Annotated in this window: 10 protein-coding genes; 5 read left to right on the top strand and 5 right to left on the bottom strand. The window is 52.4% G+C overall.

The window, feature by feature from the left end:
• Positions 1–10 precede the first annotated feature (10 nt).
• Entirely contained in the window at positions 11–1,393 is a 1,383-nt protein-coding gene (locus tag F6R98_RS05170; RefSeq protein WP_153248074.1) for a TAXI family TRAP transporter solute-binding subunit, read from the bottom strand.
• Positions 1,394–1,633: 240 nt separating this feature from the next.
• On the opposite strand from F6R98_RS05170, the gene F6R98_RS05165 reads away from it, so the two are divergent.
• Positions 1,634–2,149: an SRPBCC family protein gene (locus F6R98_RS05165; protein ID WP_153248073.1), complete on the top strand. Its 516-nt coding sequence runs from the start codon at positions 1,634–1,636 to the stop codon at positions 2,147–2,149.
• Positions 2,150–2,334: 185 nt separating this feature from the next.
• On the opposite strand, the gene uvrA is transcribed toward F6R98_RS05165, so the two are convergent.
• Together uvrA and F6R98_RS05155 are read right to left on the bottom strand one after the other, a co-directional pair.
• The gene (uvrA, locus tag F6R98_RS05160; RefSeq protein ID WP_153248072.1) at positions 2,335–5,154 is read right to left on the bottom strand and encodes an excinuclease ABC subunit UvrA; all 2,820 of its coding nucleotides are present in this window, start codon (positions 5,152–5,154) and stop codon (positions 2,335–2,337) included.
• Between the two features lie 164 nt (positions 5,155–5,318).
• Positions 5,319–5,534, bottom strand: a complete 216-nt coding sequence (locus F6R98_RS05155; protein WP_153248071.1) for a (2Fe-2S)-binding protein — start codon at positions 5,532–5,534, stop codon at positions 5,319–5,321.
• 789 nt (positions 5,535–6,323) lie between these two features.
• Between F6R98_RS05155 and dbpA the strand changes: the two genes are divergently transcribed.
• The 4 genes from dbpA (at position 6,324) to F6R98_RS05135 (ending at position 11,189) form a co-directional block, all read left to right on the top strand.
• Positions 6,324–7,703, top strand: a complete 1,380-nt coding sequence (dbpA, locus tag F6R98_RS05150; RefSeq protein ID WP_228125102.1) for an ATP-dependent RNA helicase DbpA — start codon at positions 6,324–6,326, stop codon at positions 7,701–7,703.
• A gap of 27 nt (positions 7,704–7,730) precedes the next feature.
• Positions 7,731–9,041: an Hsp70 family protein gene (locus tag F6R98_RS05145; protein WP_153248069.1), complete on the top strand. Its 1,311-nt coding sequence runs from the start codon at positions 7,731–7,733 to the stop codon at positions 9,039–9,041.
• Between the two features lie 1,108 nt (positions 9,042–10,149).
• Positions 10,150–10,641 (top strand): helix-turn-helix domain-containing protein, encoded by a 492-nt coding sequence (locus F6R98_RS05140; RefSeq protein WP_153247883.1) that lies wholly within the window; start codon positions 10,150–10,152, stop codon positions 10,639–10,641.
• Between the two features lie 8 nt (positions 10,642–10,649).
• Positions 10,650–11,189 carry an IS630 family transposase gene (locus F6R98_RS05135; RefSeq protein WP_265588095.1) on the top strand — a complete coding sequence of 180 codons (540 nt, stop codon included), beginning with the start codon at positions 10,650–10,652 and terminating at the stop codon, positions 11,187–11,189.
• On the opposite strand, the gene F6R98_RS05130 is transcribed toward F6R98_RS05135, so the two are convergent.
• A complete protein-coding gene (locus F6R98_RS05130; RefSeq protein ID WP_153248068.1) occupies positions 11,180–11,593 on the bottom strand; it encodes a GDSL-type esterase/lipase family protein in 414 nt (137 codons plus the stop codon). The genes F6R98_RS05135 and F6R98_RS05130 overlap by 10 nt on opposite strands.
• A gap of 133 nt (positions 11,594–11,726) precedes the next feature.
• Positions 11,727–12,227, bottom strand: a complete 501-nt coding sequence (locus F6R98_RS05125) for a DUF2721 domain-containing protein (protein WP_153248067.1) — start codon at positions 12,225–12,227, stop codon at positions 11,727–11,729.
• Between the last annotated feature and the right edge of the window lie 244 nt (positions 12,228–12,471).

Below are 12,471 nucleotides of genomic sequence, written 5' to 3'. Positions count from 1 at the left end.
AGCTCTCTGCTCAACTCTCCGCGGCCTCTGAAACCCCTTTTCGACTTTGCATCAATTTATCACGCACATAATCGATATGCGTGCGCAAGCCGAAATAATATTCGGTGAGCGACGAAGGTATGCGCGTGGCTATCACGTTGAGCTCAAGGTCACCCAAGCGCTGCCGGTATTCTTCGTGCGCTTCGCTCTTATAGTGGTTTACTATATCGGCCTCTAGAAATTTCAGCTCCCCATAGCTTTTGGCCAGCCTGGCGCGCAACCGGTTAAGCCGGTAGCCGGGTATTTTACTGAGAATGGGATAGGCAAACGCAACCAGCGGCAGGATCAGCACCGCCAGACGATCAATAAATTCCGCAATCCAGAACGGAAGGTAATGCATCAGGAACGGCGGACCGGATTTGTGATAGCGTATTGCGACCGGACTTTCAGGAACCGTCGCGTCGCGATAGGCGGGGAACTCCTTAATCCTGGCAAAATAATCGCCGCGTCCATTGATGGCGGTGGCTGCCTGCAGAAACAGCATCTGGATCGCCGGATGCAGTTCGGAATCAACCAGCAGGCTGGCCGTGGTTGTCAGCAATTGCGTATCGCGCGGCGGGAAGTTGCGCGCCAGATCGAAACCGCCCATAGGCACTTCGAGCACGCTGATGTAATCCATTTGTCTGGCGTAAGCCTGGGCGCGTATAAAACTGGCCAGCCGTAGTTTGGTATCGTGCAACAACTCCTGGATTCGCCGCGAGTTAATACCATGCACAATAAACATACCATCTATGTCCCCTCGCCTGAGCGCGGCGATTGCTTCGTCATGAGACAGCGCCAGCATGTTCGGGGTCGGCTGAAAGCCGTTCAAGGCCAGAATGCGTAATGCCTGTATACGCGTCGAACTTCCCTCGGGTCCGATCGAAATTTTGCGGCTCAGAAATTTTCCGATTTTTTCCTCCGCCTCCTGATCATCCGTACCGCGGTAAAAGAACCACAATGGCTGATAGTTGATGCTGCCGAGCGAAAGTAATCCGGCTGTTTCGTCCGCGGGAACGATGCCGCTCTGCACGAACGCCGCCTGTACCAGATCCTGTTTGTTTTTCAGAAAATCGAAATTCTGTTTTCCGCCATGAGAAGGAACCAGTTCCAACGTGACGCCGCGCTCGCGAAAAAAATCCACATACTCCTTGCCCATGGCGTAAAACTCTCCGCCGGGATCGCTGGCCGCAAAATATACGTGATCGGGCGGAGCAGGTTTCGCAAACCAGGTCGTCAGGCCCAACCCCATGCCCAACAGCAGCAACAAAGGCCAGGCATCACTGGCAATTTGCGCCCAGGATACGATTTCGTCCCTGAGGGCTTCATACATGGCAACAAAGTGCTCTTTAAGTTCGGTGGTAATTTTTTTCATCCAACAGCCCGTGGCGTCTCGATTTTTCCGCTTATTATGTCACCATAGCGCATGAGCCGGTCAAACCGGTTTTTCTTCAAACAATCAACGTTATAATGATACATGCAATAAGGGCGGCGTGGAAATATGGCCCTGCCACCTTCCAGCCACGAGAGAAGCGGATATTCCAGCACAAACACGTCAGGCAAAAGGATAAAAAAGCAGCATGTTTTGACAAGCTGACGGCGAGAAGAATGATTTATGATAAAAACGATAAATGTAACGAAAACGATTGATGTGCCTGCCGAAAAAGCCTGGAAGGCAATCAGCAGCATCGGCGGCTTGGAGCGCTGGTTTCCGGTGATTAAAACCTGTACCGTAGAAGGCGAAGGCGTCGGTGCGGTGCGCACGCTGGAACTGGCGCAAGGCGGAAAAATGAGGGATCGCATTGATGAAATCGATTATGAAAATAAAAGGTTTCGCTATTTGCGCTTCGAACACCCTTTTCCGATCAAAAACTATCTATGCACGATAGAAGTAACGACTGCTCCCGGTGACCGCCGCTCCACGATATCCTGGTCGGTAGAAGTAGAACTTGATGCAGTACCCAATAATGCGCCCGATTACAAACCTTGCCCGGGCGCATCCATAGCCTTGCAGGTCGAGAGAAATGAGGAAGATAAAGCGCACGCAGTGATGGTCGATTTTCTCAAAAACATTATATCGGACGCTATAACCGCTATTGAACAGGATTTGCGGAACAGCATGGTTCGATAATCGAACGTACAAAAAAAGGAAGCTATTAGGCTGCCGGGTTTGGTACTTGAGGTAAGGCTGTCGAGACGAGTGGTGATTGCTACCCCAGGATGCGCGAAACGGCGCCCATGCCGACTGTCCCTCCCAAGTTTACCCGGCTCGACGGCACGCTTGAAAAACCAGCGACTCCCGCCCCAAACAGAGCATTAAAGCACATTTTTCAAAAAACGCCCGGTATGAGACGCAGCATGCGCGGCCACCCGCTCCGGTGTGCCTTCGACAACGATCTGGCCACCGCCGTCGCCGCCTTCCGGTCCCATGTCGATAATCCAGTCGGCGGTCTTGATCACGTCCAGGTTGTGTTCGATCACGATCACGGTGTTGCCATGGTCGCGCAACTGGTGCAACACCACCAGCAATTGCTTGATGTCGTGAAAATGCAGGCCGGTGGTCGGCTCGTCCAGTATATACAGGGTATTGCCGGTATCGCGCTTGGAGAGTTCGCGCGAAAGCTTGACGCGTTGCGCTTCACCGCCGGAAAGCGTGACAGCGTTTTGCCCCAGCGTGATGTAGCTCAGGCCGACATCCATCAAAGTCTGCAACTTGCGGTGAATGACCGGAATCGCCGAGAAAAACGCTGCGGCTTCCTCTACCGTCATTTCCAGCACTTCATGGATGGTTTTCCCCTTGTAGCGCACATCCAGGGTTTCGCGGTTGTAGCGCTGCCCCTTGCAGACATCGCAGTGCACGAAAATGTCCGGCAAAAAATGCATTTCGACTTTGATCATGCCGTCGCCGGCGCAGGCTTCGCAACGCCCGCCCTTGACGTTGAAACTGAAGCGCCCCGGCGTATAACCGCGCGAACGCGCTTCCGGCGTCGCCGCGAACAATTCGCGTATCGGAGTAAACAAGCCGGTGTAAGTCGCCGGATTGGAGCGCGGCGTCCGGCCTATCGGACTTTGATCGATATCCACCACCTTATCGAACAGCGCCAAACCGTCCACTTCCGCAAAAGCAGCCGGCGCGACGCCCGCGCCGTTCAGCTCGCGCGCGGCCAGCCGGTACAGCGTATCGTTAACCAGCGTCGATTTGCCCGAACCGGAAACGCCGGTGACGCAGGTCAGCAGGCCTGCCGGAAACGCGACATCCACTTTTTTGAGGTTATGGCCGGCGGCGCCTTTGATACGCAGACATTTTTCGGTGTCGTATGAATGACGCTTTGGCGGAACCGGAATTACCAGACGTTTCGATAAATACTGTCCGGTCAACGAGTCCGGGTGCGCCAGAATCTGCTCCGGCGTACCCTGCGCAATCACACGACCGCCATGCGCTCCCGCGCCCGGCCCGATATCGACGACATGATCGGCCATGCGTATCGCGTCTTCGTCATGCTCGACCACGATGACGGTATTGCCAATATCGCGCAGATGGATCAGCGTTTTCAGCAGCCGTTCGTTGTCGCGCTGATGCAGACCGATGGACGGCTCGTCCAGCACGTACATCACGCCGACCAGTCCGGCTCCGACCTGGCTGGCCAAGCGAATACGCTGCGCCTCTCCTCCGGACAGCGTGTCGGCGCTGCGATCCAGACTCAGATAATCAAGCCCGACGTTGATCAAAAACTGCAGGCGGGCGCGTATTTCCTTCACAATTCTGGCGGCGATTTCGCCGCGATGTCCGCTCAGCGCCAGCGTCTCGAAAAACGCCAGCGAGCGGCGTATCGGCAGCGCGGTGATCTGCGGCAGCACATGATCGGCGACGCGCACATGGCGCGCACCCTGGTTCAAGCGCGTGCCTTCACAGGCAGGGCACGGTTTGGAAGCCTGATACTTCGACAACTCCTCGCGCACCAGACTGGAATCGGTTTCGCGGTAACGGCGCTCCATATTCGAAATAATGCCTTCGAAGGCGTGGAGACGCGTTTGCCGCTTACCTGCCGCATTGACATGATGAAACGCGACTTCCTCGCGATTACTGCCGTAGAAAATAACTTGCTTGACGCTTTCCGCCAACGATGCAAACGGCGCTTCTGGATCGAAACCGTAATGCTCGGCCAGCGACTGGATAGTCTGGTAATAATAGGGGTTGCGCTTGTCCCAGCCGCGCACCGCGCCGTCGGCCAGACTCAAACGCGGATTCTGCACCAGCAGGGCCGGATCGAAATACAGGGTCACGCCCAGACCGTCGCAACTGCTGCAAGCGCCTTTGGGGTTATTGAAGGAAAACAAACGGGGTTCCAGCTCGCTCAGCGAATAACCGCAATGCGGGCAGGCATAGCGGTTCGAATAAATCAGCGGCTGCCCCCCGTCCGGCTCCATCGGCGCCACCAGCGCAATGCCGCCGGCCAGCTTCAGCGCGGTCTCGAACGACTCGGCCAGACGCAGCCCCAGGTCGGCCCGCACCTTGAAACGATCGACAACCACCTCAATGGTATGTTTGCGGCGCAGATCCAGCTTGGGCGGTTCCTCCAGCTCGTAGACTTCGCCGTCGATGCGAGCGCGAATGAAACCCTGGCTTTTCAAATCTTCCAGCGTCTGCACATGCTCTCCCTTGCGTTCGCTGATGACCGGGGCCAGCAGCATCCAGCGGCTGTCTTCCGGCAGGCCAAGCACATGATCAACCATCTGGCTGACGGTTTGCGCTTCCAGCGAAATGCCGTGGGTCGGGCAATGCGGTATGCCGGCGCGGGCAAACAGCAAACGCAGATAATCATAGATTTCGGTGATGGTGCCGACTGTAGAGCGCGGATTGTGTGAAGTCGATTTCTGCTCGATGGATATGGCAGGAGACAAGCCCTCGATATGATCGACATCGGGCTTTTCCATCACCGACAGGAACTGGCGCGCGTATGCCGACAGCGATTCGACGTAGCGGCGCTGGCCTTCGGCATAAATGGTATCGAACGCCAATGACGATTTGCCCGAACCGGAAAGGCCGGTAATAACAATCAAGCGGTCGCGGGGTAAATCCAGATCGATGTTTTTGAGATTATGGGTACGTGCGCCCCGGATCAGTATAGTGTCCATTTGTCAGATTTCGTCGTCAAAGCCTTGAGGTTATACACTGCCGAATGGCTGTTACCGCCATAAACATGCATATAAATCTCTTTCTATTCTACGCTTTTACCGAGCCGTTCAACGAACACTTTATCTATCAACTGAAACAGTAATACAATCAAAATCGCAATAGCTCATGCCGCCAAACTGTTGTTTTCATATAACGCTACATCAGCAGAGTGACAATCAGCCAAGGCCTGTTTCAAACACTGCCGCGCGCAAATGGCGCAGCGGCCGCATTCGCGCGTAATTCCCAGATCCCTGGATAAATCTCTTAGCGAGCGCGCCCCGTCCTGGGCGGCCTGCTGAATTTGACGCTCGGTAACGGCTTGGCAGACACAAATGTACATATTAAGTAACCTCGGTCGCAAGAAACTAAAGTAACGCCACACAAATAATAACGCGAACCATTCTTATTTACTTTGAGCCATTTGTCAACATCCCTACACGCAGGCTCTGCATATAGCGCGTTTCTCATTCGAACAGCAGCCTCTATACCAACGCATCCATATGAATTATATATAAAAAAAAGTAGAAAAGCGCTGAATGAAATCGGAGTAGTCGTCCGTAATAATTTATTAGCAAAAAAAAGGCCAGTTACAACGATTTTATAGCAACACAGCTATCCGGAGCGCCAACAGAGCCCGACTCCGCTCCAATAGAGGCTTGGAGCGAGCCTGTCAAATCTTCATGTATGGTTTCAACTACGTGTGGCGACAAGCTGCTTGAGTAGGCATGGGTATTTACTCAAGCTTGAGCAGCTTACAAAAAGAACGTCATAGTGGCGGATGCCGGTATCCAACCACACGGATGTGAACCTTCACTAAAAGGCAACGCTAAATCACTCGCAGGTTGACGAAGTTGCGTCCATGACGCCGGATTCATGCACCCACAGGATCAACTCCGGGACAGTCTCTGCCTGAATGACGGCATTACGATTTATGCAAATACTCATGTTTGCTGAGCAGGCAAGTAGTCCGACACATACAGGACATATGCTGAACCGGTACCCAAACAAGCGCCCGAATATCCGCCAACAAACAAAACTGGCGGTAATCGCAAATATCAGGCACACTTGTAAATTATCGCGTTTCAGCCTTAGTCCCGCGTCTCCCGTTAGTTTCCTTCAGGACACCTTCTTGACCATCGAATTTTCTACCCTGCCGCTCACCCCGGCCATGCTGGCTAATCTGGCATCAATGGACTACCGATACATGACCCCGGTCCAAGCCGAAAGCCTGCCGCATATCCTGGAAAACAAGGATCTGATCGCACAGGCAAAGACCGGCAGCGGCAAGACCGCCGCATTCGGCATCGGGCTGCTGGCCAAGCTGGACCCGAACGCCAATGAGATACAAGCGCTGGTGCTATGCCCCACCCGTGAGCTGGCCGACCAGGTAGCCAAGGAACTGCGTAAACTGGCGCGCTTCATCCCCAACATCAAGATACTGACCCTATGTGGCGGTACGCCGCTGGGTCCGCAGCTGGAGTCGCTGTCGCATGGCGCCGACATCGTCGTCGGCACGCCGGGACGCATACAGGATCATTTGCAGAAAGCCTCTCTGCAACTGGACCGGATCAAGACGCTGGTGCTGGACGAAGCCGACCGCATGCTGGACATGGGCTTTAACGACGCTATCAGCGCCATCATCGCCACAACGCCTCGCACACGGCAGACGTTGCTGTTCTCAGCCACCTACCCCGCAGGCATCGATAAGCTGAGCGGCTCGTTTCAAAAGCAGCCGGCGCGTGTCAGCGTGGAATCACTGCACAGCAGCACCCAGATCGAACAATGGTTTTATGAAATAGAAGACACCAAGCGCCTACACACCCTGTCGGCGTTGCTCGGACATTATCAGCTCGAATCCAGCGTGATTTTTTGCAATACCAAAATACAATGCCAGGATGTCGCCGATCACTTGCAGGACAAGGGCATAGACGCGCTGGCATTGCACGGCGATCTGGAACAAAAAGATCGCGACCTGGTACTGGTGCGTTTCGCCAATAAAAGCTGTTCCGTTTTGGTCGCTACCGATGTTGCCGCGCGCGGCTTGGATATCAAGGATTTACAGGCCGTCATCAACTTCGAGCTCTCGCCCGACCCGGAGGTGCATGTACATCGCATAGGCCGCACCGGGCGCGCAGGCAAGCAAGGCATCGCGTTGAGCCTGTACTCCCCGGCGGAAGCTCACAGAGTCATCGCCATCGAAGCCTATCAAAAAAATCCGGCGCACACGCAACAGCCCACGTCATTGAATACGGCTGCGGCGTACAGTCAACAAGCGCCCATGGTGACGCTGTGTATTGATGGAGGACGCAAGCAAAAAGTCAGGCCGGGAGATATTCTGGGCGCGATTACCGGCGATGCAGGCATTCCCGGACAGCATGTCGGAAAAATCGATATCTTCGATTTTCATGCCTATGTAGCCATAGAGCGCTCCATCGCCGACAAAGCCTTGCAGCGCTTGTCGCAAGGAAAAATCAAAGGCCGCAACTTCAAGATTAGAAAAGTACGTTAAGACGGGCGTCGGCCCGTAGTCGCTCTCATGACAAACAAAACCCTCGGTTTAGATTTCGGAACCACCAATTCGGTAGCGGCATTACTGTCTGAGGACGGAACTCCAACCCCACTGGAATTTCAGCATCACGCCAACGCGATGTCGGTATTCCGGTCGGTGCTGTGCTTCTGGGAAGAGCAAAGCGGGCGCGCCACGCTACGGCTGGACACGGCCGGGCCATGGGCCATCGAACGTTTTATCGAAGACCCGCACGATTGCCGCCTGGTGCAATCGTTCAAATCCTTCGCCGCCAGCCGCTTGTTCAACGAGACACTGATTTTCGGAAAGCGTTATGCCTTTGAGGATCTGTTGTCTACCTTTCTCGGCAACTTCTGGCAAAACTCCGGCATCGGCGGCTGCGCACCGCCCAAACGCATCATCATGGGACGCCCGGTGTCCTTCGTCGGCGCCAACCCGGACGAAGCACTGGCTATCAAACGTTACGAAACCGCCTTGCGCCGCTTCGGATTCAACGAAATACATTACGTCTACGAACCGGTTGCCGCCGCATTTTTTTTCGCACAACGGCTAACCCGAGACGCCAATGTCCTGGTAGCCGATTTCGGCGGCGGCACCAGCGACTTCTCTGTAATCCGCTTCGGGCAATCCGGATCGGGCATACGATCCATACCGATGGGACATCGCGGCCTGCCGCTGGCCGGGGATACCTTCGATTACCGCATTATCGATAACGCGATCTCGCCGCAAATGGGCAAAGGCAGCCGCTATCTGTCGATCAACAAACAGCTGGAAATACCGGGGCAATACTATGTCAGCTTCGCGCGCTGGAACGAACTGTCGCTGTTGCGCTCGCCCGCGACGCTGCGCGAACTGAAACAGCTGGCGGACACCGCTCTGGAACCGGACGAGCTGAATCGCTTTATCCGGCTGCTGGAAACCAACGCCATTTATGCGCTATACCGCAGCGTATCCGACGCCAAAGTGACGCTATCCGGCGCCGATGGCGCGCGGCTGAAACTCGACGCGCCTGGAGTGCAACTGGAAGCCGATATCGAACGCGCCGACTTCGAAAACTGGATCGCCGAAGATGTAGCCAGAATCGGCCACGCCGTCGACACTTTGCTCGCGGATATCGGCCTGGTAAACACAGGAATAGACCGGGTATTCCTTACCGGCGGCACCTCGTTCGTTCCGGCGGTAAGACGGCTGTTCAGCGAGCGTTTCGGCGATGAAAAAATAGAAACCGGCAACCAGTTCGATTCCATCGCGCAAGGGCTGGCGCTGATCGGTCAGGAACGCGATATCGGGCGTTGGAATGTGAAAAATCTGCCGGCATAGATACAATTACTTGGCAGGGCGCAATCACATCAATGAAAAATACTGGCTCGGTACCCAAGGTATGCTGTATCGCCCGGCCCGGATATCCTGTCGGTCGTTGGCAAGTATGCGGCTCATCGCATCGCGCAGCATGCGCGGGTGGATGGGAAACTCAGTCCTTTGGGCTTTTGGATTACCTGAGCTAACTGCTCAACGATAAGGGCTGTATAACCGAAAAACAACTTGCATCTGTAAGGGATTTACCGCCTTTGCATACGTCTAGCCATGTGGCCCACCGCTCAGAATTACTGCTTAGGCTAAACCCTGAAGACAACGCGCAAGCCATCCAGTGCGCTTTTGTTAAAAGCCATTGATCTGCCAGGCAGCCGAGCTTGGCTTTGAAGCTTGCATGGTTTCAACAGGCACTGCGCCAGGATGCTGTAAGTGTGTCTGTCTAACCATCGTGGAAATATGCGCTTGTGTCGCCAGCAACACGCTTTGGGGCTGGAAAACGAGCCAAAGTGTCTTCCACGTCAGTTAGTCTTGAACACTTATGACGGTTAGAATAGAGACCTCACTTGCACTGGGATCCTATTTCCGGGGCCGGCTTTGCAACAGTAATTCATCAGTCATCCCTGAAAACAACGCGGACTCGTCGATGGTAAGCGTCGACAAACTCGAAGTGTCTGCATCGTTCCACGAATACGCCACAGCAAGCCTTGGCAGCAGTTGATTTGGGTATAATATTAAGAGCGTTGACGATGATTTTATGTGGCGGTGTCACTATATGTCATCAAATTGTGGCTTCCCTCCCAATGGGCCAAAAAGCAGGGTACTGATTGCTGAATAAATCTGTTCTGCAAGCAGAAAGTGCCCGATCTCATCCAAATGTATACCATCTTTGGGGCTTGGTTTTACTATTTCAGAAGCATCCAAGAAGTAGCATCCACTCTCCTTCGCTATCAAACGGTAAAAGAAGGGGAGGGAAGCCGATTTATGATTTTCGTTTGAGAACAGATATTGAAAGCCATTCGTTGGATTTTCAATTGGCGGAGGACATAAGTAGTCATGTATTACTAGTGTGGAACTTTATGGTGTATGCTGGAGGCATCCACAGCAAGAAGCCCGAATGAAGAAGCGCAACATACAAAAACGAAATCTGCTCGATCAGCCGCTGACCAGTGAAGAGATCGAAACCTTGGAACAACTCGCAAAACACCATCACTATCCTGATTTCCGTCGGCGCGCGCTGGGCCTGCTGGCATTGAATGCGGGACGGAGTGTCGCCGATATTTGTGAGTTTTTGCATGTCAGTGATCAACCGATATACAACTGGGCTAAAGGCTGGCGAGAGAAAGGCATTGCCGGTATTCTGAGCGGACACAAAGGCGGAGCACCGGTGAAGTTGACCCAGGAAATGCTGGATGTCGCTGCGGAAATAGCCTGCCAGGAGCCGCTAACCTTGGCGAAGATTGCTGTTCGCATAGCAGAACGTTTTCCCGATGCGCCCAGCTTCAGTTTGGATCGTCTCGCTGCGGGGCTGAAAGCCAGAGGGCTTTCTTTCAAGCGGAACCGGCTTTCCTTGAAAAAAAACGGGATGAAACCCGGTTTCAGCAGGTGAAGGAAGCGATGGGGAAAATTCAGCGCGATGCTCACAACGGCAAGGTTGAATTGTTTTATTTCGATGAAGCGGGTTTTTCTTGCCTGCCCTCTGTGCAACGAAGCTGGTCGCCTTTGGGGAAGCCTCATTGCGCTGATGCGAGTGTCGGACATAAACGGGCCAACGTGATGGGGGCGCTGAATTATGCACAAGGAGCCCTGCATTTCGAGGTCTGTGACCACACTATCCGGCGTGAACATGTCATTAACTTTCTTGATCGCCTGGCTGCCTCTTCTGCGCAGGAAAAGTGGACTTTCGTGTGGATGGATAACGCTTCGATACATCATTCTATCGAGCCGGAAATCACCGACCGTTGGTTGGTCGACCATCGGTTCGTTCTTTTGTATCTGCCGCCCTACAGCCCGGAACTGAATTTGATCGAAATACTTTGGAAGCATGCAAAATACCATTGGCGTGACTTCACTTCCTGGACACGAGATACGTTGATTCAGAATGTTCAAGTGCTTCTGAATGACTTCGGCACAAAGTTCCACATATGTTATACGTGATTACTTATCAGAAGAATTTGTGGCGGATTATTATTTACCCCTGACTTGCTCTGAAGAGTTATGTCGATCAATTTTTGAATGCCGTTTGCGACATCATCAGGTTGATAATCGTAAGCATCCTGAAAATCATTCGTTCCCAGCATGAGTACAACCAGATCGACAGGGGCATGTGACTCCAGTAGCGGCAATAAAAGCTGGCTCCCGTTTCGCCCTGCCTGAACCGGATCATCGCGCGTGGTTGTCCGTCCTCTCAGTCCTTCTTCGATAACCCGGACTTCATTTCCTAAATGCTGCTGTAGCAACCCCGTCCAACGGATATTAATTGGATAACGCGTTCTTGTTTCTGGATCAAGCCCCCAGGTATTGGAATCACCATAGCACATTATCGTTTTTATATTCATCATGGGGTTGGATATTCCAGACTGTAAAAGTAGAGAAGGCTATCGGGTAGGTGTGGATATGATCTGCTCGACTGATATTGAGTTTGTTTTGAATCTATCGAGTGATTCGCCATACCTCTTCGACTCGGCTTTTATTTTAATTTAAACGCTTCTGATGACTACTATATATTTTTTCTATAACCATGCGAATTGACATTGTTGAGACAAATATTTCATGCAAAAACAAAATCAGTCCTGCAACAAGAAACAACATGGAAATTACAAATAATACTGCAACAGCTAAAGATACGTTGTATTCAAGCAGCCCAGCAATAAAGTGAAGCGCAATAAGAATACAAATCAATAGCTCTGAAATGACACACAGAGCAATAGAACACCCAGCAATCTTTGAACGATAAGACAATATCTTTAGTTCTTCAACTACATGATTATGGAAAACCCCATCAAGACCGTCTAACCGATGATCCAGTTGGCGCGCGACATCTATTATCCTCGATATACGAACGGAAAGGATGGAAATGATTGCGCCTATACCAGCCAGTAAAAAAACAGGAGCTACTGAAATCTGAATCAATTTACTGATATCAATACCTTCGAAACCAGAAATCATGATAAACCCAACCTGTTTAAACGCCATTTTTTAAATAGGCGGTTCAAATTCCAAGTGCAACGGTTGTTGACTCGTTAATAACTCGTCATCCTTTGGGTATTATCCATTAATTCAGCATAAACTTCCACGGGAAAGATTCAGGCTTAACGGAAACAACTGCACCGCCAACCCCATGTTTTAACAATCAATATGTTAAACACAAATCGCAGTTTTATTTCAGATTAAGAGACTTTTCTTGAAGGCGAAGTTCTGTTGACATTAGCACGCGCCA

The organism is Candidatus Methylospira mobilis (assembly GCF_009498235.1).
Lineage (GTDB): Bacteria > Pseudomonadota > Gammaproteobacteria > Methylococcales > Methylococcaceae > Methylospira > Methylospira mobilis.
This window is presented reverse-complemented; position numbering and strand designations above follow the sequence as displayed.

Excerpts from the sequence above, each read along its gene's own strand:
- F6R98_RS05170 (WP_153248074.1), bottom strand. The coding sequence starts at position 1,393 with ATGAAAAAAATTACCACCGAACTTAAAGAGCACTTTGTTGCCATGTAT.
- F6R98_RS05165 (WP_153248073.1), top strand. The coding sequence starts at position 1,634 with ATGATAAAAACGATAAATGTAACGAAAACGATTGATGTGCCTGCCGAA.
- uvrA (WP_153248072.1), bottom strand. The coding sequence starts at position 5,154 with ATGGACACTATACTGATCCGGGGCGCACGTACCCATAATCTCAAAAAC.
- F6R98_RS05155 (WP_153248071.1), bottom strand. The coding sequence starts at position 5,534 with ATGTACATTTGTGTCTGCCAAGCCGTTACCGAGCGTCAAATTCAGCAG.
- F6R98_RS05145 (WP_153248069.1), top strand. The coding sequence starts at position 7,731 with ATGACAAACAAAACCCTCGGTTTAGATTTCGGAACCACCAATTCGGTA.
- F6R98_RS05140 (WP_153247883.1), top strand. The coding sequence starts at position 10,150 with ATGAAGAAGCGCAACATACAAAAACGAAATCTGCTCGATCAGCCGCTG.
- F6R98_RS05135 (WP_265588095.1), top strand. The coding sequence starts at position 10,650 with ATGGGGAAAATTCAGCGCGATGCTCACAACGGCAAGGTTGAATTGTTT.
- F6R98_RS05130 (WP_153248068.1), bottom strand. The coding sequence starts at position 11,593 with ATGATGAATATAAAAACGATAATGTGCTATGGTGATTCCAATACCTGG.
- F6R98_RS05125 (WP_153248067.1), bottom strand. The coding sequence starts at position 12,227 with ATGGCGTTTAAACAGGTTGGGTTTATCATGATTTCTGGTTTCGAAGGT.